The 21,457-nt window shown below is 37.7% G+C and carries 25 protein-coding genes; 9 read left to right on the forward strand and 16 right to left on the reverse strand.

Features of this window, described 5'->3' with window-relative positions:
• Positions 1-56: 56 nt before the first annotated feature.
• Positions 57-281, forward strand: coding sequence for a DUF1128 domain-containing protein (locus AB1471_RS02910; RefSeq protein WP_367778123.1), 225 nt, complete (start codon positions 57-59; stop codon positions 279-281).
• Positions 282-938: 657 nt separating this feature from the next.
• On the opposite strand, the gene motB is transcribed toward AB1471_RS02910, so the two are convergent.
• Both motB and motA read right to left on the reverse strand, forming a co-directional pair.
• Positions 939-1,790 carry a flagellar motor protein MotB gene (gene motB, locus AB1471_RS02915; RefSeq protein WP_367778074.1) on the reverse strand — a complete coding sequence of 284 codons (852 nt, stop codon included), beginning with the start codon at positions 1,788-1,790 and terminating at the stop codon, positions 939-941.
• Positions 1,777-2,577, reverse strand: coding sequence for a flagellar motor stator protein MotA (gene motA / locus AB1471_RS02920; RefSeq protein WP_367778075.1), 801 nt, complete (start codon positions 2,575-2,577; stop codon positions 1,777-1,779). The genes motB and motA overlap by 14 nt, the downstream gene beginning before the upstream one ends.
• Before the next feature lie 194 nt (positions 2,578-2,771).
• Between motA and AB1471_RS02925 the strand changes: the two genes are divergently transcribed.
• The 5 genes from AB1471_RS02925 to mreBH all read left to right on the forward strand — a co-directional run bounded on the left by AB1471_RS02925 (position 2,772) and on the right by mreBH (position 9,207).
• Positions 2,772-4,001, forward strand: coding sequence for an aminopeptidase (locus AB1471_RS02925; protein ID WP_367778076.1), 1,230 nt, complete (start codon positions 2,772-2,774; stop codon positions 3,999-4,001).
• A gap of 463 nt (positions 4,002-4,464) precedes the next feature.
• Positions 4,465-4,968, forward strand: coding sequence for an acyl-CoA thioesterase (locus AB1471_RS02930; RefSeq protein ID WP_367778077.1), 504 nt, complete (start codon positions 4,465-4,467; stop codon positions 4,966-4,968).
• 213 nt (positions 4,969-5,181) lie between these two features.
• Positions 5,182-6,171: a BMP family lipoprotein gene (locus tag AB1471_RS02935; protein ID WP_367778078.1), complete on the forward strand. Its 990-nt coding sequence runs from the start codon at positions 5,182-5,184 to the stop codon at positions 6,169-6,171.
• 13 nt (positions 6,172-6,184) lie between these two features.
• Complete coding sequence (locus AB1471_RS02940) at positions 6,185-7,855, forward strand: methyl-accepting chemotaxis protein (RefSeq protein WP_367778079.1); 1,671 nt, start codon at positions 6,185-6,187, stop codon at positions 7,853-7,855.
• 344 nt (positions 7,856-8,199) lie between these two features.
• Positions 8,200-9,207, forward strand: a complete 1,008-nt coding sequence (gene mreBH / locus AB1471_RS02945) for a rod-share determining protein MreBH (RefSeq protein ID WP_367778080.1) — start codon at positions 8,200-8,202, stop codon at positions 9,205-9,207.
• 90 nt (positions 9,208-9,297) lie between these two features.
• Here mreBH and AB1471_RS02950 read toward each other — a convergent pair whose 3' ends face one another.
• The 4 genes from AB1471_RS02950 to AB1471_RS02965 form a co-directional block, all read right to left on the reverse strand.
• The gene (locus tag AB1471_RS02950; protein WP_367778081.1) at positions 9,298-9,879 is read right to left on the reverse strand and encodes a GNAT family N-acetyltransferase; all 582 of its coding nucleotides are present in this window, start codon (positions 9,877-9,879) and stop codon (positions 9,298-9,300) included.
• 192 nt (positions 9,880-10,071) lie between these two features.
• Positions 10,072-11,220: a nitric oxide synthase oxygenase gene (locus AB1471_RS02955; RefSeq protein WP_367778082.1), complete on the reverse strand. Its 1,149-nt coding sequence runs from the start codon at positions 11,218-11,220 to the stop codon at positions 10,072-10,074.
• A 351-nt stretch (positions 11,221-11,571) separates the two neighbouring features.
• Positions 11,572-13,215: a ribosomal protection-like ABC-F family protein gene (gene abc-f / locus AB1471_RS02960; protein ID WP_367778083.1), complete on the reverse strand. Its 1,644-nt coding sequence runs from the start codon at positions 13,213-13,215 to the stop codon at positions 11,572-11,574.
• Between the two features lie 127 nt (positions 13,216-13,342).
• Positions 13,343-13,510: an RAxF-45 family protein gene (locus tag AB1471_RS02965; RefSeq protein WP_367778084.1), complete on the reverse strand. Its 168-nt coding sequence runs from the start codon at positions 13,508-13,510 to the stop codon at positions 13,343-13,345.
• A gap of 366 nt (positions 13,511-13,876) precedes the next feature.
• Here AB1471_RS02965 and yjcZ point away from each other — a divergent pair, with 366 nt between their 5' ends.
• The gene (gene yjcZ / locus AB1471_RS02970) at positions 13,877-13,984 is read left to right on the forward strand and encodes a sporulation protein YjcZ (protein ID WP_367778085.1); all 108 of its coding nucleotides are present in this window, start codon (positions 13,877-13,879) and stop codon (positions 13,982-13,984) included.
• A gap of 72 nt (positions 13,985-14,056) precedes the next feature.
• Here yjcZ and AB1471_RS02975 read toward each other — a convergent pair whose 3' ends face one another.
• From AB1471_RS02975 to AB1471_RS03015, 9 genes are all read right to left on the reverse strand, one after another.
• Positions 14,057-14,233: a hypothetical protein gene (locus AB1471_RS02975; RefSeq protein ID WP_367778086.1), complete on the reverse strand. Its 177-nt coding sequence runs from the start codon at positions 14,231-14,233 to the stop codon at positions 14,057-14,059.
• 135 nt (positions 14,234-14,368) lie between these two features.
• Complete coding sequence (locus AB1471_RS02980) at positions 14,369-15,229, reverse strand: DUF421 domain-containing protein (RefSeq protein WP_367778087.1); 861 nt, start codon at positions 15,227-15,229, stop codon at positions 14,369-14,371.
• A gap of 35 nt (positions 15,230-15,264) precedes the next feature.
• Positions 15,265-15,450, reverse strand: coding sequence for a DUF1657 domain-containing protein (locus AB1471_RS02985; protein ID WP_367778088.1), 186 nt, complete (start codon positions 15,448-15,450; stop codon positions 15,265-15,267).
• A gap of 495 nt (positions 15,451-15,945) precedes the next feature.
• Positions 15,946-16,107: an RAxF-45 family protein gene (locus tag AB1471_RS02990; protein ID WP_367778089.1), complete on the reverse strand. Its 162-nt coding sequence runs from the start codon at positions 16,105-16,107 to the stop codon at positions 15,946-15,948.
• A 341-nt stretch (positions 16,108-16,448) separates the two neighbouring features.
• Positions 16,449-17,309 carry a DUF421 domain-containing protein gene (locus tag AB1471_RS02995; protein WP_367778090.1) on the reverse strand — a complete coding sequence of 287 codons (861 nt, stop codon included), beginning with the start codon at positions 17,307-17,309 and terminating at the stop codon, positions 16,449-16,451.
• A 28-nt stretch (positions 17,310-17,337) separates the two neighbouring features.
• Positions 17,338-17,526: a hypothetical protein gene (locus AB1471_RS03000; protein ID WP_367778091.1), complete on the reverse strand. Its 189-nt coding sequence runs from the start codon at positions 17,524-17,526 to the stop codon at positions 17,338-17,340.
• Between the two features lie 152 nt (positions 17,527-17,678).
• Entirely contained in the window at positions 17,679-18,176 is a 498-nt protein-coding gene (gene queF, locus AB1471_RS03005; protein WP_367778092.1) for a preQ(1) synthase, read from the reverse strand.
• A gap of 38 nt (positions 18,177-18,214) precedes the next feature.
• Positions 18,215-19,132, reverse strand: coding sequence for an EamA family transporter (locus AB1471_RS03010; protein WP_367778093.1), 918 nt, complete (start codon positions 19,130-19,132; stop codon positions 18,215-18,217).
• Positions 19,133-19,361: 229 nt separating this feature from the next.
• Positions 19,362-19,844: a GyrI-like domain-containing protein gene (locus AB1471_RS03015; protein WP_367778094.1), complete on the reverse strand. Its 483-nt coding sequence runs from the start codon at positions 19,842-19,844 to the stop codon at positions 19,362-19,364.
• Between the two features lie 158 nt (positions 19,845-20,002).
• Here AB1471_RS03015 and AB1471_RS03020 point away from each other — a divergent pair, with 158 nt between their 5' ends.
• Entirely contained in the window at positions 20,003-20,203 is a 201-nt protein-coding gene (locus AB1471_RS03020; RefSeq protein ID WP_437342323.1) for a peptide-methionine (R)-S-oxide reductase, read from the forward strand.
• 67 nt (positions 20,204-20,270) lie between these two features.
• Positions 20,271-20,840 (forward strand): beta-class carbonic anhydrase, encoded by a 570-nt coding sequence (locus AB1471_RS03025; RefSeq protein ID WP_367778095.1) that lies wholly within the window; start codon positions 20,271-20,273, stop codon positions 20,838-20,840.
• 472 nt (positions 20,841-21,312) lie between these two features.
• Here the strand turns inward: AB1471_RS03025 and AB1471_RS03030 are convergent.
• Positions 21,313-21,457: DUF2705 family protein (locus tag AB1471_RS03030; RefSeq protein WP_496350326.1), on the reverse strand; the 145-nt coding region annotated here is incomplete at its 5' end.

A 21,457-nucleotide genomic window follows, 5' to 3' on the forward strand; every position in this document is an offset into this window, starting at 1 on the left:
GAACATTGAAAGCATGGAAAGATGAATAAGAATGGCTGAAAGGACTGATGACAACAATGAATTTGTCTGTTAAATCAACTGAAAATGCTGAATATATGATTGAAGAAATTAAAGATCGTCTTCGCATCGTCAATGCTGGCGCAATCAAAGCTTCTCACTTTGATGCGGAAATGTATGAAGAACTTCATGATCTCTATACGATGGTAATAAAGCGTGAAAAATTTAGCACAAGCGAAATGCAAGCAATTGCTGAAGAGTTAGGTAACTTAAGAGCTACATAAGAACATCCTTCCAATAACAACTGGAATACATTTGAATTAGCATAGGAAAAGGTATGGCTTTTAATCAGCCATACCTTTCTTAATGTTCATATATTCAACTTTTAGAATACTCATCTCAAAAGGTCAATGAATACGCCTTTTCATTTTCAATGTCTACTGAGCGTTTATATCTAACTGACTAAATCCAAAATCAAGCAGTTCTTTCATAGCGGCTAATCCATATCCTTTCCCCTAGAAACTTTTATCTCCCATAGCAATTCCTAATTCAGTGTGGTTATTTAAATTATCGATATTTTTTTAAAATCAACCCAACCAATATGTTTTCCTTCTTCATTAAGGGTCGTCTTTTGCTCACGTCCATTCGTTTTATTAATACACTTTTCTATCCATGTTCTCGTTTCCTCCTTAGTAAAAGGTGGGTATTTTGGACGTAAACATATGTGTTTCGATTATTGAATTTTAAGATTAACTATTTCGCCCAATCATATGAAGAACAAGTAACGCTAAAAGGGGTGGGTTCTTGCAACCGAAACACCGTACTTTTCTAAGTTAAAATGGTTTCGTGTTTATCCTTTATCAACCCAGGCAAAAGAATGTGTAAAATTTCTTTGGAGAGAAAAAAAAATAGCTGCCAAGATTTTCTCGGCAGCTAGATCATTATTCAGGGTTTGGCGTGAGCGAATCCATGGTACCATCGATTGTGAATCGTGGTAAAATAAGGACCTCAACACGCCTATTTTGTGCTCTACCTTGTTCTGTGTCATTTGAAGCGATTGGTTGAAATTCACCGAATCCTTTCGCACTAAACCATTTTGGTTCAAGCGCAGGGTTTTCTATAACAATACTCATAAAGTTGATTGCACGCATCACACTTAGTTCCCAATTCGAGTCGAAGTTTGCATTTCCAATTGGAACATTGTCTGTGTGTCCAGAAATAATAACATTTCTTGGTGGATCAAACTCTAAAAGTTGAGCGACTTCAATGGCAACTTCTCGATACGATTCTTGGACAGTAGCTGAACCAGAAGTGAACAATACACTATCTTTTATTGTTAACAGCAGTCCTTCATCGAGTAATTGAGTTGCAAACTGACCTTCCAAATTGTTTCCTTGAATGTAAGATTCAATTGCAGACTGAATTTGTCTTAGCTCTTCTTGATCAGCAGCAACAGCTAATTCTCGTTCAGACTGTTCATCTAAAAACGCTTGAATTATTTTTTCTTCTTCTGTCATTTCAGACGCTTTAACATCCGCACCATCGACTCGATCAAAGTAGTCCTCAGACGCATCCGCTGCAATAATACTTGCATAATCGAGTACATTTTCACCACCCGAGAAGATTTCATTAAATACCTGAGACATTTCCTCAAATTTGTCTGCGTTCACACTACTACTTGCAAACAATACGATGAACAGCGCAAGCAATAGAGTTAAAAGATCAGCATAAGGAAGGAGCCACGATTCATCTACATGCTCTTTATGCTTTTGTTTCTTTTTACGCCTTGACATTGGCATTCGCCCCGCTTTCATCCAATAACTTTTCCCGCTCTTTTGCAGGTAAGTATGAAGCAAGCTTTTGTTCGATTACTCTTGGCGCTTCTCCTTCCAATACAGATAAAATGCCTTCAATCATCATATATTTCACCATTACTTCTTTTGTTGATTTACGTTTTAACTTATTGGCGAATGGATGCCATAGTACATACCCAGTGAAAATACCTAGAAGAGTCGCAATAAACGCAGCTGAAATTGCATTACCTAACGCTACCGTATCATTCATATCACCCAATGCAGCGATTAGCCCTACAACGGCTCCTAAAACCCCGAGTGTTGGAGCATACGTACCTGCTTGTGAAAAAATAGCAGCTCCTGATGAATGACGATCTTCCATTGCCTCTATCTCTTCTGTTAAAACATCACGAATGTAGTCGGCATTCTGACCATCGATTGCAAGACCAAGACCGTTTCTCAAAAATGCATCTTCAATTTCACCGGTCTTTGCTTCTAATGCTAGAAGACCTTCCTTTCGAGCTAATTCTGCCCATTCGCCAAACATTTGAATTACGTTTTTGACATTTGCTGATTTACTTTCTTTGAACAAAATTCTAAAAAGTTGAGGAACGCGTTTTAATTCTGACGTTGGAAACGCAATGGTAACCGAAGCGATTGTTCCCAAAAAAATAATCATAATGGCTGGTCCATTCAGAAGAGCTGTGGGATCAACACCTTTTAAAACAACACTTATTCCAATCGCTAAAAACCCAAGTACAATACCAAACACCGTGGATTTATCCAATTAACTCACCTACTATCACAAAATTCTTTTCACTTATGTTATATCGGAATATTTCTTCATCCTTTAAGACCTTTTGCGAAACTTGTAAGTATTTGTTTTAGAGAAATGGCCTTAACAACACTTATATTTTTTGATTTTTTACAATCAACTGATAAAATAAGAGCTGAAACTATATACATAAAGGAGCTAAAAACATGAATCATGAAGCGCTTTTAGAAAAATATGCAGAACTAGCTGTAAAGGTTGGAGTCAATATTCAACCTAATCAATGGCTTAATATCGGAGCCACTTTGGACAACGCTCATTTCGTACGACTTGTAACAAAAAAAGCGTATGAAGCAGGTGCACGCCAAGTTTTTGTTAACTGGTTAGATGATGAAGTTAGTCGTATACAATACGACCTCGCTCCAGACGATTCATTTAGTGAATACCCCGACTGGAAAAGAATTGAACTTGAGGAAATGGCGAAGCAAGGCGCTGCATTTATGAGAATCGTGTCTTCAAGTCCTGATCTACTTAAAGGAGTCGATCCAGAACGAATCTCAGCTTTCCAAAAGGCATCTGGTAAAGCGCTTGACCAATACCGTAAATACATTCAATCCGACAAAGTTAGCTGGACAGTAATCGCTGCTCCATCTGCTGGTTGGGCGAAAAAAGTATTCCCTTCTTTATCAGAAGAGGATGCGATTAATTCATTATGGCAAGCGATTTTTAAAGCCGTACGTGTAGACCAAGACGACCCTGTCCAAGCGTGGAAGACCCATGATGAAACGCTGCATGAAAAAGCGGATTATCTAAATGAAAAGCGCTATCGTAAACTTCACTACACTGCCCCTGGAACAGACTTAACCATTGAGCTTCCTGAAGGCCACCTATGGGCTGGAGCAGGCAGTGTAAACGAAAAAGGCGATACATTTATGGCAAACATGCCAACCGAGGAGGTATTCACTGTTCCTCACAAAGATGGCGTGAGTGGGCACGTAACGAATACAAAACCACTTAGCTATGGTGGTAACATCATTGATGGCTTCACAATCACATTTGACAATGGACGCATTGTTGACGTAAAAGCAGACGAAGGTGAAGATATTCTTAAAAAATTGATTGCTACAGACGAAGGCTCACATCGACTTGGTGAAGTGGCTCTTGTTCCACATCAATCACCTATCTCACAATCAAATGTACTATTCTATAACACATTGTTTGATGAAAATGCTTCAAATCACTTAGCAATCGGAAGCGCCTATGCATTCTGTGTTGAAGGTGGGAAAAACATGTCACAAGAAGAACTAGAAAAAAGCGGCCTTAACAACAGTATCACACACGTTGATTTCATGATCGGTTCTGACAAAATGAATATTGATGGCATTAAAGATGATGGAACAAGCGAACCAATCTTCCGTAATGGTGATTGGGCGTTTTAAAGCTGAAGTGCTAGCTTAGCCCAGGCAAGCACCGGACGCCCTGCATGATGAAGTGTTTCCCTACTTAGCAGGGTGTCTATAGACCATAGAATTGATAACTTGGAGCATAATCGGGCACTTTGCTGGGACAAGAACACGGCGTTCATTGCTTCATTTATTGGCTTATGCCCTCGAGCTGCTAGCACTACCAAAACATCTCAGAAAACGGTTAAGATTTCATGTACTTCCTACTCAATACATTAAAATCAAAGGAATCAAAAAAATAGACTTAAATCTTGACACTGGATTAATTCCAGTGTTTTTTTGACGCCAAGCAGAGGGAGACGGAAAGGAGGGTACTCTTTAACCCCGCAATCCGAACTCTTACGACCTCAGAGCCTTCCGCTGGAACGGAGACTAAATTCAAAAAAACATTATAAAATTATTTATCTTAGTAACACTATCTAAAAAGGAGCTGTCACGAATGTCGAAACAAAAATTCATGCGTGAAACACGCACCATTCAAACAAACCATGTCCTTCCCCCTGATACGAATCACCATGGAACGCTTTTTGGAGGTAAACTTATGGCTTACATTGATAATGTCGCTTCCATTGCAGCCACTAAATTAGCAAGACAGTCTGTTGTCACTGCTTCCACTGATTCAGTCGACTTTTTACAACCAATCCGTTTAGGAGATGCCGTTACCCTCGAAGCTTTCGTTACATACACAGGCCGCAGTTCCATGGAAGTTTTTGTGCGCGTGACATCAGAGAAGCTTTTAACTGGTGAGCAAACAGTGGCTGCCATTTCTTTTCTAACCTTTGTTGCACTTAGTGAAGATGGAAAGCCATCAACTGTTCCACAAATTATTGCAGAAACAGAAGAAGAAGAATGGCTTAACGAGACAGCTAAAAGTAGAGCAGGACACCGCAAAGCACGCAAACTTCATAGCCAAGAACTCGCTGAATTTTTTACCAAAAAATAAAAATAAACTCGCCCCCATGGTGATACTAAATCATGGGGGTTTTTTGTCGATAATACATACGATTGCTTTAAACTAGTAGCACCTTTCTTGAAATAGGTGTTAAAATTCATAATAACTAGTATAATAGTTTTATTTCAAATCGAAAAAATAGTTCTTTATACAGATCTATGTTTTCTACTAACTACAAAGATCGCCACCTGGAGGAAAATGCAAATGAAGAAAATGGTATCCACTCTTATTACTCTTTCGCTACTTATCTTTTTGTCTGGCTGCAATGCATTTCAACAACAGCAAGCAGAGGGCACAACATTTGATGCAAAAGTTGGAATCGTATTGTCCGATACTGGACTAGGAGATGGTTCGTTTAGTGATGCAGCTTTTCAAGGTCTTGAAAGAGCTCGAAATGACTTGAATATTCTTTTTGATTATCGAGAAGCACCCGACGGTAATTTTGAGGAAAAATTAAATGAATTAGTTGCACAAGATATGTCGTTGGTTATTGGACTTGGTTTTACGGCACAAGAAGCAATTGAAAAAGTCGCGACAGAAAACCCCGATCAACAGTTTTTATTGATTGATGGCTTTTCTGAAGTTGAAAACGTTATTTCCATGACATTTAAAGAGCAAGAAGGAAGCTTTTTAGTTGGTCTTGTTGCGGCTTTAACAAGTAATTCTGAAATTATTGGATTTATAGGTGGGATTGACGAACCACTCATCCATCGCTTTGAAGCAGGCTATATTGCTGGCGCGACCTTTGCAAACCCTGAAATTGAAGTTTTAGTCGACTATGTTGGGGACTTTGGGGATGCAGACCTTGGTGAAGAAATTGCTTCAAAACAAGCTGCAAGTGGAGCTGACTTTATTTACCCAGCTGCAGGTTACAGTGGTGTCGGTGCGATTTTAAAAGCTCAGGAACTAGGAATCTATGCTGCAGGTGTTGATAGTGATCAGTTTTTCGTGGCAGAGGGAGCAGTTGTAACGTCTATGATCAAGAATATGGATGTAGCGGTATACAACCTTGTGAACTCTCTCGTTGAAGGATCGATTGAGAATGAGGATTATGATTTAGGTCTTGCACAAAACGGTGTTGGATTGGCTGACATTCGATTAATTGATCTTGATATGAATGGACAAGCACTTATACAAGATGGAAGAAATAAAATTATTTCTGGCGAGATCATTGTGCCAGACAAGAAAAATTAAAGGAGCGCATCACATGACACTACGTAAAAGACTCTTTCTATTAGCGCTTATTCCACTTGTACTTTCAACAATTATCATTGCTTTTATAGTATATCAAATGAACACAATGAGCTCTGCTTCCGAAAACGATGTAGATGTTTTAGTCGATATTGAATCATTAAATAGTGAGTTTTTATTCATTCAGCAAGCACTAGTCAACTTTTCTCTAAGTCCAAATGAAGGCAATCGCTTAAATACACAGAATCAGATTTTAGCTACAGAAGAAAGTATTGAAGAACTGTCTTCTATTATGCCTACGGAAAATCAAAAGGAACAACTTGCAATCATTCAAGCTAAATATGAAGACCTCATTTTTGCTGCTGGAGGTGCACTTGATACAGCTGAAGTTTCTGAAACGAACCGCCAAGCTTCCCGTGTAGCTGGTATTACCAATGATCTGTATTTGCTAAAAATATTAGCAGATGATTGGTATAGTGCAACAGCTACTGCTACAGAACAGCGCATTTCCTTTATCGTGTGGTTTGCATTTATCGGTGTTACGGCAATTATTGTGTTGTCTGTTATTCTGTCATTTACAATCGCAAGAAAAATCACGACTCCGCTCAACAAGATGGTCGTCAACGCACGCAAAGTGGCAAGTGGAGATTTAACAGTCGAACTAGCAAAGGTTGGCACAAAAAAATCTTCTGCATTCGAAATCGATCTGTTAAATGAATCATTCAATGTAATGATTCTCAACTTACAAGATACCGTGTATTCGGTCAAGCTAACCAAAGATCGTATAACAAGTTTCACTTCCGATATTTCTGAAAAAATGGTTCACCTATCAGAAAGTAGCTCACAGGTAGCTGCATCAACTGAAGAACTTGCTAGCGGAAGCCAATCGATTTCTGAGGATGTTCAGTCAACAGCTGAGCTTATGAGCCACATGAATACTGATTTCCAAGATAGCGTAGCGATTAGTGAACAATCTTCCGATAAAGGACATGAAGCGCTCGATTCAGTTGAAACGGGAAGAAATTCATTAAATCGGCAGCAACAATATGCACGCGACCTTGCAGAATCTTCTACTTCGATTAAAAAAGCGATCGATCAATTTGCAAGCTTTACTGATGAGATTCAAGGGGCGGCCATTTTTGTTCGAGAAATTGCCGATCAAACGAACTTACTTTCTCTCAATGCTGCGATTGAAGCTGCCAGAGCTGGAGAAGCAGGTAAGGGGTTTGCTGTGGTAGCGAATGAAGTGAAAAAACTAGCTGACGATTCATCACAAGCAACAGACAAAATTTCGGTTATGGTACAAAATATCCAGAATGGGATAGGTGCAATCACTGTAGCTGCTGACACTGGTCAATCCCTATCCGAAAAACAATTAGACTCAATGGATGAAACCGAATCTGCATTTCAAACCATTGCTACTCGGGTGCAGGTAATAGATGATCAGCTTCGTTCATTAGTTGATAGCATGAAAAAGTCTAGTAACCGCTCTGCACAAGTAGTTGAAGCTATTGAAAATATTTCTGCTGTTTCTGAACAAACTGCTGCTGGTACAGAAGAGATCTCTGCTTCAACCAACGAACAGTTAAGAGCCTTCGAAGAAATGAATGCTCATGTTCAAACGTTGCATGAAATGAGCAATGAAATGCAATACCTACTCGATCATTTCACACTACCAAAGTTTTGATCACTACGCCCAGTTCCTTTATTGGAACTGGTTTTTTTATATTACAGGATCATTATTCTTTTATTACGGGATTTAACAACAACTATTGGATGTAAGTGCTTTATGCTTTATCACACTGAGTTTTTTTATCGTATTACGATTTTGTATCATCGTAATCTCAACTGTAATTAACAGATCATCCAACAATCCCCTCTCCCCCTCCACTACAAAATAGTCTATACTACACGGAAGAGTATACTAAGCAACTGCCCAGTCTAAATCTACTATATCTTAGGAATAAAGATTGGACTTTTACTTACGACTTTGTTCTAGCTGACTTAATCATGACAACGGAGGAATTACTTATGCTATCGAATGCAGAAATTGGTATCGACTTAGGTACTGCTAATATATTAGTTTACAGTAAAAATAAGGGAATTATTATGAACGAACCATCTGTTGTTGCAATTGATGTCAACACGAAAAAAGTATTAGCTGTAGGTACTGATGCAAAAAATATGATTGGGAAAACACCTGGAAGCATTGTAGCTGTTAGACCGCTAAAAGACGGTGTGATTGCTGATTTTGATGTAACGACAGAAATGCTTAAGCACATAATGACAACAATAGGGAAAAAAATGGGGTTTTCCATTCGCAAACCAAGCGTCGTTGTCTGTACCCCTTCTGGTGCAACTTCGGTAGAAAGACGTGCGATTCATGATGCAGTAAAAAATAGTGGTGCAAAACACGTTCATTTAATTGAAGAGCCAGTGGCAGCTGCGATCGGTGCAGATCTACCTGTTGCAGAACCTGTAGCAAACGTTATTGTTGATATCGGTGGTGGTACAACAGAAGTTGCTATCATCTCATACGGAGGCGTAGTTTCATGTAATACAATCCGTGTAGCAGGTGATAAGATGGACGAAGATATTATTCAATACATCCGTAAATCTTACAACTTATTGATTGGTGAGCGTACTGCTGAACAAATTAAAATGGAGATTGGTCACGCGCCAATCAAACATAAAAGTATTGAAATGGATATTAGAGGTCGTGACCTTGTTACAGGATTACCAAAAACAATTTCACTTTCTTCAACAGAAATTCAATCTGCCATACAAGAATCATTGTTTAGTATTTTAGAAGCGATCCGTGCAACATTAGAAAGTTGCCCACCTGAGTTAAGTGGTGACATTGTAGACCGCGGCGTTATTTTAAGTGGTGGTGGCGCCTTGCTTAATGGCCTTCAACAGTGGTTAAGCGAAGAAATTGTCGTTCCCGTTCATATCGCACCAAACCCGCTTGAATCCGTAGCGATCGGAACAGGAAAATCCCTATCCGTTATTAACAAACTACAAAAACTAACCAAGTAACAAGAAAAGCGCATGTGGCTCGTTCAGCCCCGTAAAGACATGCTATAAAGAATATTTCACAAAAGATAAGCAGCTTGATAATCAAGCTGCTTAGTTATTTACATTTTCTAGAGATGAAAATTCTTCTTTTAATATAGAGTACATCTTTAAATCTTGATGCTGTCCTTTTACGAACATCCCTTTTCTAATGGTCCCCTCAAAAGACATTCCCGTTTTTTCCATTACTCGTTCTGAACCGATGTTTTCTACAAAGCATCTTGCTTGAATACGAACTAAATCCATATTGTTAAAGGCAAACCTAATAACTTCATTTGCGGCTTCAGTCGCTATACCCTTTCCCCAATAATCTTGTGAAATTACATATCCGATTTCAGCAATTTTATGATTTGGTTGCCACCCAAGAAAATTAATCGTCCCGATAAATTTTCCTTTTTCTTTATATTCTATCCCCCAAGGAGCCACTTTCTTATTTTCATATTGGCTTAGTATAAATTCAACAAACTCTTTTGTATCTGATAATGTTTTGTGAGTATTCCAAGTAACGTACTTAGACACATCTTCATTAGAACCGTATGAATACATAGCTTCCACATCTTCAAAAGTTATTTTTCTAAGGATGAGTCGCTCTGTCTCTAAGACAGGTAAATCACCGTATATTTTTTCAATATCCATAAGCTCACCTCTATTATTGTAGTTGCCCTTATTATAAATTAAATTTTCTAAACACAAAGAAAAAATAATTTTATTTTGTATAATTTACACCGAGTACGCACCCTCGTATAAAAATATCACTATATACTTTACTCTCCAGTCGATAGAGGCTACCGAGAAAAGCCTTATTTCAAAAATGAAATAAGGCTTTTCCTATTGATTAGATGAATGAAATGGACATGTTCCATCTTTTTTTCTGTCCGTAATTGTTGTGAAAAAGCGGTTTTGATAAAAAAGGTTTGGAGCTTTCCATTCATTTGCATAGGATTTATGAAAGATGTGAGATGTTGCCGGAGATATTGGTGGGATCAGCCAAGTCCAATCACCAGTTACCTCTCTTCCTTCAGCTTTTTCTTTTTCTTCAAATAAACCAAATTGGTTGCTTGCTGTATGATGATCAACCATACTCACTCCTGCATCTTTAAACGATTGGAGAACAGCATAATTTAATTCAATCAAGGCACGATCTTTCCAAAGTATTGACTTTCGACCTGTCGCTCCCCCTATTGCCTCCGCTACTTTAGGTAACTCGTTATAACGCTCATCATCAGCGAAATCACGTGCACCAATTTCTGTCTCCATGTACCAGCCATTGAATGGTGCTGCAATATAGTCTAATCCGCCAATTTCAAGCTTCATTTCAGAAATAATCGGCACAGCGTACCATTTTAAGCCTAGCCGATCGATCCCAGGGTACTCAGGGTGAGTGATATTCACCTCTTTTACAAGTGATCTTGGAATATCAAAATAAGTTGGCTCTTCTTCATTTACTTGAACAACAATCGGTAAAATATCGTACTTTGTTTTTTCACTACTCCATCCTAGTGACTCGCAAAACATTGTGAATTCAGCAGAATGTGGATCTCCAATAATAGTACCATCTCCCAACTTATAACCCGCATAACGGATCAGTTGGTGATTATAAATTCTCACAGGATCTTTTTCACCAGGTTGTCTCGGTTGAAAAATCGTCATAGTTGCTTTAATTTTCCCATCATTTGTTGCATGTGAAATATGATGAAGCAAAGCTTTCTTTACTGCTTCTACACTAGTTGCATCACGGGCATCGATGACATTTAAGCTATTCCAAAATAATCGACCAATGCATCGGTTGCTATTGCGCCAAGCTACTCGAGCCCCATATGCTAGTTCTTCAACTGTATGAGAATAAGTACCTGTTTGAATGATGCTTTTATGAATCTCATCAACTCGCTGGTCACATTCTTCCATACCTAGTTGTTGCTCCAGGTAAAGTTGTCGTATAAATACTTCTGCTTTTAAAAATATCTCTTGATGTACCATATCAACGTCCCTTTTCACGTTCGATTTTATCTGCTATATCTCCATTCTAACACGAAAGCAAATCACAAATGGAAAGGGTGGTTACAATCAAGTGAAAACAAACCTTCAAGCCTAGTTCGTAAATAAACGATACAGTTCATCATACGACTTTTCTAGCTTCACTCTTTGGCTATAAAGTTCTTGAATTTTTTGGGCATTTCTCTCTCGTTGAAGTAATTTGTCGATCACAAGAAGTGACCCCTCCACTTTTTCGAGTTTTTCCAGCCAAATTTCCTCATCCATTTCCTCGGAAATAGTCCTGCTTTTTGTTTTTGATTTTACCCTACGGTTTTCTTCTTGGCTTTTTTTTGATTAAGGTCCCTCCACTTTATTCCATTCATTTTGTTTAGAGACTGTCCACTCATACGAACCCTCAAACACTTCAAGCGTCCTATTCTCTAGCAAACCAATTCTCGTGAAAAGCTTATTGAGAAAATATCGATCATGGGAAATAGCCAAAATAGTGCCTTCAAATTCATCTAGTGCTTCTTCTAACACTTCCCTTGATTCTATATCTAAATGATTCGTTGGCTCATCAAGGATTAAAAAATTACATGATTGATGCATTAAGATAGCTAATCGGAGCCTCATTCTCTCCCCACCACTTAATCCAGAAACCTTGTTAAAAACACTCGGTCCATAGAATAAAAACTTTGCCAATGTATAACGGGATTCTTCTTCACTCATCCCAACTTCTTCTCTAAATAAGTCAATGACCCGATCTTTTTCACTAAAGGAGAGTGTATGCTGAGCTAAATAGCCTATGTGACAATTACTTCCTACTTTAATGATACCACCATCAGGTTCGATATCCCCTAAGATCATCTTCAATAATGTCGTTTTTCCTGCTCCATTTCGACCTACAATTGCAAAACGATCTCGGTAATAAATCGATGCATTCACATCGATTAGAAGTGGCGTTTGAAAGCTTTTTGAAACACCATCAAGTGTAAGTACATCTTTCCCGCTTCGATCGTTTGTACTAAAAAGTAAATTCATTTTTTTTTGATTCAGTACTGGTTTTTTTATAAGTGATATTTTAGTAAGCGCTCTTTCCATGCTTTTTGCTTTTCGAAAAAGCTTTTCACTCGGTGGACTCGCTTCATTTGCCCATTGTCTTAAACGTTTTATGGCTTCTTTCATCTTTTTAATTTTCTTTTGTTGCTCTTCATAATTATGAAATTCTTGTAATAGCTTTTCTTCCTTTTGAGTAACAAAGGTAGAATAATTACAAGCGTAATTTGTCAGTTCTCCGTCTTCTAAATCCACTATGCTAGTTACGACTTGATCCAAAAAATAACGGTCATGCGAGATGACAACGACCGAACCTGAATAATCTTTGATGAATCCTTCCAGCCATTCGATTGACTCGAGGTCAAGATGATTCGTCGGCTCATCAAGCAATAAAACAGTTGGTTGTTGCAGGAGTATAAGCGCAAGTCCCATTTTCGTTTTTTCCCCACCACTCATTTCTTTAAATGTACGTTCGACTAACTCTTCAATTTGCAGACCCTTTACAATGGATGCTATTTTAGACTCCATTTCATACCCACGTCGCTGCTCAAATTCTTCTTGTAAACTCCCATATTGCTCAACAAATCGTGACAATCGTGACTCATTTTGTTCACTAGACAATTGTCCTTCTAATTTTTTCATTTGCGTTTCGATCGATATCAGTTCTTTAAATGCAGATTTTATAAACGTCCTTCCTAATAAGTCACCATCTGCTGTCGGAATTTGACTAAGAGAGCCAATGTCACATTCTTTTTGCTTCGTAACTATTCCTTCATCTGCTTCTTCTCTTCCACTAATCAAGTTGAACAAGGTCGTTTTTCCACTACCATTACGTCCTACAAGCCCAATTCGATCATTTTCCTTAATCGTAAACGTTAGTTCTTCAAATATCGTTGTTCCACTATATTCTTTTTTAACTTGATTCAATTGGCATAAGATCATACTCATTTCCTCCCAAGCGTTAATTGAGAGATCTCTTTTGACATAAAAAAATAGCCGTAGGGATCTTTCTCCCCCACAGCTACACAAATAGAACTAGTCTCAAGCATGCTTCGGACACACTTATAGCCTATTTTTGAAATTGCATGAGGTGAAAGAGATCTCTGAATGAAATTGGATCGTGCATTAGCGTGAAAATGGACAGACTCGTCCCTTTAAACGTATATGCATGAAAAATTCCACAGCAAATTGTGATAAACGCTAAAAATGCTGCAAAAAAATCCAATTCATTCCCCATCTCTCTTCACCTTCCTTTCCGTACAATCTAATTTATGGATCCATTATATAATATATTCAGAAAAAAAACAATTTATTCCATCGTCATTGGTACAAAGAAAAAACCGTGAAGTCATCCAACTCCACGGTTAAATTGGACATGTTAACTTATGACCATCATTGTAAGTCCTTTTGAATCTTTGCATCAATGTCCGCCGACAACAGATAGACCACTCTAGGTGTTGATCATAAACTTTCTACCGGATTGTGCTAATAACTATTTATTGAATTTGCATACAAATTGATGAGGTCGTCCCTTACAATTTTTTTAAAAAATCATAATATATATAGAAGCTATTCCTTTACTTCAGAAAGGAGGAAAATAATAATGAGTGGTGAATACGCTGTACAAAAATGCAATCCCTTTGTACTGATTATTATAGTGTTCGTTCTATTAATTGTCGTAGGTTGTTCATGTTTCCATGGTGGTTATTAAGTTAGTGTAACAACTAGTTTTCCTCTTCCTCTTCCCCTTCCTCTTGTTTAAGGGTTAAGGCTGGCTGGAAGATTAATAAGGTAAAAGAAACAAGATTACGTATGGAAGTTCTAGCGGTTCGGCAGGTACAATGGCTAAAACAAGCCGATTACTGAAATTCTCCGTTTTAGTTTTGTCGGCTTGACGATAGTCAACTGCCAAATTCAAAAAGTAATCGTATAAAAACTTCAAATTTGAAGGTAAAGTCATAATCAGTAAAGCCCCCCCCCCATCCAGACATAAACAGTAAAGAAAGCTCCCCAATCCAGGCACAACAAGTAAAGAAAGCCCAATTTCTCTTTTGTCACACTGAGAAATCGGGCTTTATATATTCAAACATCCTTATCATTGTAAGTCCTGTTTAATGTCTTGAATGATCCTCTTCAACTTCTCACTATTTTTTATATACATCAATTTCGCCTGTTCTTCATGTGCAGAAAGAGCAAATAGTTCTAAATCAGCTTGACACTTATTTAGTGTGGCAATTAAATAAGGTCCTTCATCAACAGAAGCGTTCGTTGAGATGTTGTCATCAAATTGATCGATGATTAGTTGTCCACTCGAGTCAAGTTGACCAATGAAAATATTCTCTAATTTAATCTCCAATTTTTCAAGTTCTGATTTCATCCATTCATTACTTTTTCCAATTGACTCTAATGCCTCATCCATTATTTCTCCATCCATTATTACTGTGCGTGGTGCCTTCATTGGTGCGACTTTTAAATTTAGATCACTTGGGGTTAATGGCTGTTTTTCTCTCTTCAATAATACATTCAAATCACCTGTAGGCTCTAAGATGGCATATTCAACGTCAGAAAGGTTAAACACATCTTTCCTTCGTAACAACTCCATCAGCTCATCTATTGTGTAACGCTCTTTTTTTAAGTTTTTTTCTAAAACATTACCATTTTCTATTAGCACAAGCCCTTTACCCTCTAGAAAATCACGTAATTTTTTACTTTTTAATGATAATAAATCAGCGGCAAACGGGATTAGAATAAATGCAAGAATACCAACTACACCATGAATAAAACTACGATCAAGCCCCGTAATGATTTCAGCACCAATACTTCCGACTGTAATTCCTATTACATATTCAAAGAAAGAAAGCTCGGAAATTTGCTTTTTCCCGAGAACCTTTGTGACAAAAAAAAGCACGACTAATATGCCAGCCCCTCGAATGATAACTGATAAATACTCAGGCATTCAATCACCTCCATACATAATGTTAGTCAGTGTTCCTATTGCGGATGCTCCAATTCCATTAGTCTGTCCTTTAAATCATCAATGACTTCACATACATCCAACATTGCACTATGCAACTTTTTCTTTGCATCGATATCCACCTTGTTTACTGACAACGAAGATAGTCCACTCTCAACTTTTTTTAAATTAGATAAACAAATTCTCACATCCGTAACCTTCAAATAAATCACTCCCACTCTTTTTAAAGAACACCCTATTTCTAATAAAATGCCCAATCAACTGCATTTTATTAGTGTATTCCACTTCTTTAGTAGAAAAAAAACACTTCAAATTTTAAGGTAAGTCATAACAAGTAAAGAAAGCCCAATTTCTCTTTTTTAACACTGAGAAATCGGGCTTTGCTTTTATATATGGTAATCGTTCCTTCATCTGCTACTTCTCTTCCACTAAGTTGAACAATGTCGTTTTACCTCTACCATTACGACCTACTAGCCCAATTCGATCCTTTTCGTAACCGTTAGTTCTTCAAATATCGTTGTCCACTATATCCTTTTGTAACTTGATTCAATTGCCGTAAGATCATACTTGTTCCTCCTAAGCATTAGTTGAAGATCTCTTTTAGCATAAAAAATAGCCGTGGAGGACCTTCTCCCCCACAGCTATACAAATAGGAACTAGTCATTATGCGTGCTTCGGACACACTTCCAGCCTACTTTTCAAATTGCATGAGGTAAAAAAGAGACTCTGAATGAAATTGGATTCGTGCATTGGCGTGAAAATGGACAGACTCGTCCCTTTAGCGTATATGCATGAAAAATTCCACAGCAAATTGTGGGAAATGCTAAAAATGCTGCAAAAAAAGCCAATTCATTACTCATCTCTCTTCACCTCCCTTTCCGTACAATCTAATTTATGAATTAATTATATAAATATTCATACAAAAAGCAATATAATTCCATGACCCTTCACTGTAAACAACGTAAAAAAACGTGAAGTCATCCAACTCCACAGCTAGGCTAGACGTTTGAATTTTGTCTAAGTTTATACTTTAACAAAAATATTCGTTCCACCGGTAGAAGCTCGTTGATTGAATATGATGGTCATTCCGATCGTTTCAATACATTGACCAATGCTTGTGTACAAGAGTTGGATTGATAGAGTTATTCAGTAAATTTTAACATGCAAATTACCGAATAAGTTCCCATTTCACTTATAACCATCATTGTAAGTACTTTTTAGTGTCTTGAATGACCTTCTTCAATTTTTCACTATTTTTAATATACATCAATTTCGCCTGTTCTTCATGTGCAGAAAGAGCAAACAGTTCTAAATCAGCTTGACATTTATTTAGGATAGCGACCAAATAAGGTCCTTCATCAACAGACTCGTTCGTTGAGATACTGTCATCATATTGATCGATGATTAGTTGTCCATTCGATTCAAGTTGACCAATAAAAATACTCTCTACACTAACTCCTAATTTTTCAAGTTCTGATGTCATCCATTCATTGCTTTTCCCGATAAACTCTAATGCTTCATTTATCATTTTTCCATCCATAATTACTGTGCGTGGTTCCTTTATTGGTGCGACTTTTAAATTTATATCACTAGGAGTTAATGGCTGTTTTTCTCTCTTCAATAATACATTCAACTCGCCTGTAGATTCTAGGATGGCAAATTCAACATCGGAAAATTGGAACACACTTTTCCTTCGTAACAACTTCATCAGCTCATCTGGCGTGTAACGCTCTTTTTTTAAGTTTTTTTCTATAATATTACCATCTCGAATTAGCACAGTCCCTTTTCCATCCAGAAATTCACGTAAGTGTTTACTCTTTATTGCTAATAAATTTGCGGCAAACGGAATTGAAATAAACGCAATGATTCCAATTACACCGTGAATGAAACTATTATCAAGCCCTGTAATAATTTCAGCACCAATACTTCCGACCGTATTTCCTATTATATATTCAAAAAAAGAAAGCTCGGAGATTTGCTTTTTCCCGAGCATCTTTGTGACAAAAAATAGTACAACTAAAATACTTGTTGCTCGAATGATAATTGTTAAATACTCAGGCATTCAATCACCTCCATACAATAAATTGTTCCTATCGTTGCGGATGCTCTAATTCTTTTAGTCTCTCCTTTACATCATCGATGACTTCACACACTTCCAACATTGCGCTTTGCAACTTTTTCTTTGCAACGATGTCCGCTTTGTTTAGTGACAAAGAAGATAGACCACTCTCAACTTTTTTTAAGTTTAATAAACAAATTCTCACATCCGTAATCTTCAAATCAATCACTCCTACTCTTTTTAACCAACAACCTCTTTTTACAAAATACCCAACCTGAGGGCATTTTATAAGTCTATTCCACTTTATTTAGTAAACTTTTAAAAAAACACTTCAAAAAAAAGCACCCTTTTAAAGGATGCTTTTTTCATAAGTTATCGATTATCAATTGTTTCTGGATACATATCATGATTCATCAATCGGTGGAAAGCCATTTCTTCATACTTTGTCTCTGGCTTACCATAGTTCACGTAAGGATCGATTGAAATTCCGCCACGTGGAGTGAATTTCCCCCAAACTTCAATGTAGCGAGGATCCATGAGTTCGATCAAGTCGTTCATGATGATGTTCATGCAGTCTTCATGGAAGTCACCATGGTTTCTGAAACTAAACAAATAGAGTTTCAATGACTTACTTTCAACCATTTTTTCGCCAGGAATGTAGCTGATGTAAATCGTTGCGAAATCAGGCTGATTCGTTTTTGGGCAAAGTGATGTAAATTCTGGGCAGTTAAATTTAACAAAGTAATCTCTGCCAGCGTGTTTATTATCAAATGACTCCAACACTTCAGGTGCATAGTCGAATGAATACGCTGTGCCCTGATTTCCAAGTAAACTAACACCTTCAAGTTCTTTATCTGATCTTCCAGTCATGTGTGTGCCTCCTAATTACCTCAATATCTATGTTAAATTTAAAGTTCAATTGGTTCAGATCGTTTTCGATGCCTTGTATGAGTCGGTAACTGTGGCAAGATGATTCCTACTAAAATTAACATCATTCCAAAGCCTTGTGCAAGTGTAATGACTTCTCCTAAAATGAACATCGCTGCTACAATCGCTGCTGGTAATTCGGCTGCTCCTGCGATCGTTGCTAACCCTGAATCAATATGCGGTGTACCGAGTGAGAAAAAGATAATCGGAAAAATTGTCCCAAATAGACCGAGCACCAAGCCATACGACCACAAGCTTTCAGTCAATGTTCCATCCCATACGAAGGTTGGTCTGAATAGCGCGATAATCACCAAGATCCCACCTATTGCAATCATTATACTACGTTGAATGGTCGGTGCATTTTTCGCGACTTTTCCACTAAAAAAAATAAATAACGCAAACGTAATAGAAGCAAAAAAACCATACATTACGCCATCTAAACTCTGTGACCATTGAAAACCATTTGCTTCAAAAATACCAGCAGCAAAAATTGTACCTAGCCATAAGAGGACAACAGATACGAGTTTTTGCTTGGACGGCCACTTTTTACTCGCAATCGCATCAAGTAAGACCCCAATCCAAGTGAATTGAAACAACAATACTATGGCAATTGAAGCGGGTAAGCGTTCAATACTCAAGCTATAAAATATACCGGTAAAGCTTAAAAACACGCCAATCCCCATTAGATTTAAATTACTTTTCAATGACAATTTTTGTTTTTTCGAGAAAGTTAATAACAGTAACAACATGATGATCCCAAAGAAATATTGACCACCTGTTACTTCATCTATTGAGTGTCCTGCACCAAAGGTAAGCTTAACAGTTGATGCATGAATTCCGTAACTACATGCACCAATAAGAACAAATAGTGAATACTTTACTTGCTTAGGTAGAACCATTCGCAAAACTCCTTTACATTAGAGCGGATGCGGGCGTTAAACTGCCTTAGCATGCTGCGGCCTCCTCCGCTATTTTGTAGGGTGACTTGGAGATAGGCAGCTAGCCGCTTGCCTAAACAATAAAAATCCATAATAAAAGGAAACATCTGTTGGAGATGTCTCCGTTTTGATCCAATTCCAAATAGCCAAAAGCGCCTGTAATCCTGCTACTATACGCCTTTAGGATGTTTTAGTCAACCATATGTGGACTTTTTTTGATCGGAACGCCGATAAGGAGTGTTGGACTCATTTTATAAGGATCATAGTTCATTGGATACACCTCTATATGATTCAAACCATATTGATTTAAATGGTATCCTTGTTCCTGTACCCACCCGTATAACTGTTCATAGCTTCTCCAAGCCTGTTGACCGTTATGCTCTATGACAGCGAAATGATGGGCTGGCACAATGATTCTGTGCATATCAGAAGGGATCTCTTGGTCTTCCGACGTCTCCGTTCCAATATAATACGTAAAACCGTCTGGTCGATCATGATAGGATAACCCAATTAAGTCGACTTCATCTCCGACTAAATGTAGTTCTGCTAACCTTTCTTTACACAATTGAATCAATGAATGAATTTCACCATGTACTGCCGCTTCATAGGTACCTGTCCATCGCATTCCTATAAAATAGAAGCTTGATTTTTTCATTAGCTGAAAATTTCCCATCTGAAACGCTCCTTTCCCATTACGGAGTCGTGATAGATATCGTAAAGTCTTCTATGTTAAATATTCTACTTTATCCATCCATTTTCCTTTTCCAAATAATAATTTAGAGTATTAAGTTTATTCATTCGTCTACTACTATTGTAATAGGTTTATTCGGTATACGTACAGAAATCAGAAGCAAACATACTGATTTTCACGTTAGTCACGTCTTCACTGACGGTACAGACCCGGAAAGCTTACGTTATGACATAAAATCTGCTGCACTTCAATTTATCCCTGCTGAAGACCTTGAAAAAAAGCTACGAAAAGTTTACAAAATTTGTTCTCTGAGAGCTAAATTTCATTTAGGACATCTGTGAAATTCGACAGATGTCTTTTCTTTTTTTACAATAGATGAAACAAAACTTTTTTCTAGGGGGACCTTCCGTGACACTTCTTTCTGAAATTTTATCATTCAACAAACAATTTGTATCGGAAAAACAGTACGAACCATACGTAACAACAAAATTTCCTGATAAAAAATTAGTCATCTTAACGTGTATGGACACTCGATTAGTCGAGTTGTTGCCTAAATCTATGAATATGAAAAATGGTGATGTGAAGGTTGTTCGTAACGCAGGCGCCGTCATCATGCATCCTTTCGGCAGTATTATGAGAAGCCTCCTTGTCGCTGTGTACGAACTTCAAGCAGATGAAGTGATCATCATCGGCCATTATGATTGTGGAATGGGTACAGTTAATAGCAACTCAATGATAAGAAAAATGAAAGAACGTGGAATCAAAGAAGATACCTTTAATACATTAATGTACTCTGGTATTGATTTACACGAATGGCTCAAAGGATTCGAAGACGTAAAAGAAAGCGTCTGCTACAGTGTTGACATGGTACGACAACATCCCCTTATGGACAAAAAAGTACCCGTCCACGGACTCGTTATCGACCCAAATACAGGTCAACTCGATATCGTGGAGGACGGATACAACGTTGTCACATAATCTAGACTGGAGCATCTTTATGACAAGATGCTCTTTCTTATTCAGCTACCTTAAAGAAAAAACAGGCCAACCCCATTTTTATTTTTTCATCTCATTTAAATAATACCGCATCTGTCCCGGGTTTATCTAAGGATGCTCGTCGAATACACGCGTTTGAGTCAAGCTTATGAAGCAAATGACGATTATCCGTATCGTTCCAAGTTTACCGAAGCACGCGTGTCGATATCCGCGTTTGAGTCAGGTTTATCAAAGCATACGTGCCGAATATCCGCGTTTGCGCTCGGTTTATCGAAGTTTACACATCTTCTATCCGCGGATTATGCCAAATGACCTAGATCACTCATACCTCAACGACTCAAAAGATGCTCCTTAACCGAAAACGACAGGTAAATTTGAACAAGCACTTAAGCAAATATACGATAAAATGAACGAAAAAGAGCCAGCTACATAAGAATCTGTAGCTGGCTCTTTTTTAAGAGGCAATATCTCGTTTTGAAAATACAGTGAACGCAAGTGTAACAAATAGAGCGAAGTAAATGAGAATCATCATGACAGAGAACGTCATGGTCATCCCTTCAACAATCAGATATCCCGTTTCATATTGTGATAGGTCTGTG

This window comes from Jeotgalibacillus marinus (genome assembly GCF_040801915.1).
Taxonomy (GTDB): domain Bacteria; phylum Bacillota; class Bacilli; order Bacillales; family Jeotgalibacillaceae; genus Jeotgalibacillus; species Jeotgalibacillus marinus.

Bases quoted from the DNA above. Each gene is read 5' to 3' on its own strand.
- AB1471_RS02910 (WP_367778123.1), top strand. From the start codon at position 57: ATGAATTTGTCTGTTAAATCAACTGAAAATGCTGAATATATGATTGAA.
- motB (WP_367778074.1), bottom strand. From the start codon at position 1,790: ATGTCAAGGCGTAAAAAGAAACAAAAGCATAAAGAGCATGTAGATGAA.
- AB1471_RS02925 (WP_367778076.1), top strand. From the start codon at position 2,772: ATGAATCATGAAGCGCTTTTAGAAAAATATGCAGAACTAGCTGTAAAG.
- AB1471_RS02930 (WP_367778077.1), top strand. From the start codon at position 4,465: ATGTCGAAACAAAAATTCATGCGTGAAACACGCACCATTCAAACAAAC.
- AB1471_RS02935 (WP_367778078.1), top strand. From the start codon at position 5,182: ATGAAGAAAATGGTATCCACTCTTATTACTCTTTCGCTACTTATCTTT.
- AB1471_RS02940 (WP_367778079.1), top strand. From the start codon at position 6,185: ATGACACTACGTAAAAGACTCTTTCTATTAGCGCTTATTCCACTTGTA.
- mreBH (WP_367778080.1), top strand. From the start codon at position 8,200: ATGCTATCGAATGCAGAAATTGGTATCGACTTAGGTACTGCTAATATA.
- AB1471_RS02950 (WP_367778081.1), bottom strand. From the start codon at position 9,879: ATGGATATTGAAAAAATATACGGTGATTTACCTGTCTTAGAGACAGAG.
- AB1471_RS02955 (WP_367778082.1), bottom strand. From the start codon at position 11,220: ATGGTACATCAAGAGATATTTTTAAAAGCAGAAGTATTTATACGACAA.
- abc-f (WP_367778083.1), bottom strand. From the start codon at position 13,215: ATGATCTTATGCCAATTGAATCAAGTTAAAAAAGAATATAGTGGAACA.
- AB1471_RS02965 (WP_367778084.1), bottom strand. From the start codon at position 13,510: ATGGGGAATGAATTGGATTTTTTTGCAGCATTTTTAGCGTTTATCACA.
- yjcZ (WP_367778085.1), top strand. From the start codon at position 13,877: ATGAGTGGTGAATACGCTGTACAAAAATGCAATCCCTTTGTACTGATT.
- AB1471_RS02975 (WP_367778086.1), bottom strand. From the start codon at position 14,233: ATGACTTTACCTTCAAATTTGAAGTTTTTATACGATTACTTTTTGAAT.
- AB1471_RS02980 (WP_367778087.1), bottom strand. From the start codon at position 15,229: ATGCCTGAGTATTTATCAGTTATCATTCGAGGGGCTGGCATATTAGTC.
- AB1471_RS02990 (WP_367778089.1), bottom strand. From the start codon at position 16,107: ATGAGTAATGAATTGGCTTTTTTTGCAGCATTTTTAGCATTTCCCACA.
- AB1471_RS02995 (WP_367778090.1), bottom strand. From the start codon at position 17,309: ATGCCTGAGTATTTAACAATTATCATTCGAGCAACAAGTATTTTAGTT.
- queF (WP_367778092.1), bottom strand. From the start codon at position 18,176: ATGACTGGAAGATCAGATAAAGAACTTGAAGGTGTTAGTTTACTTGGA.
- AB1471_RS03010 (WP_367778093.1), bottom strand. From the start codon at position 19,132: ATGGTTCTACCTAAGCAAGTAAAGTATTCACTATTTGTTCTTATTGGT.
- AB1471_RS03015 (WP_367778094.1), bottom strand. From the start codon at position 19,844: ATGGGAAATTTTCAGCTAATGAAAAAATCAAGCTTCTATTTTATAGGA.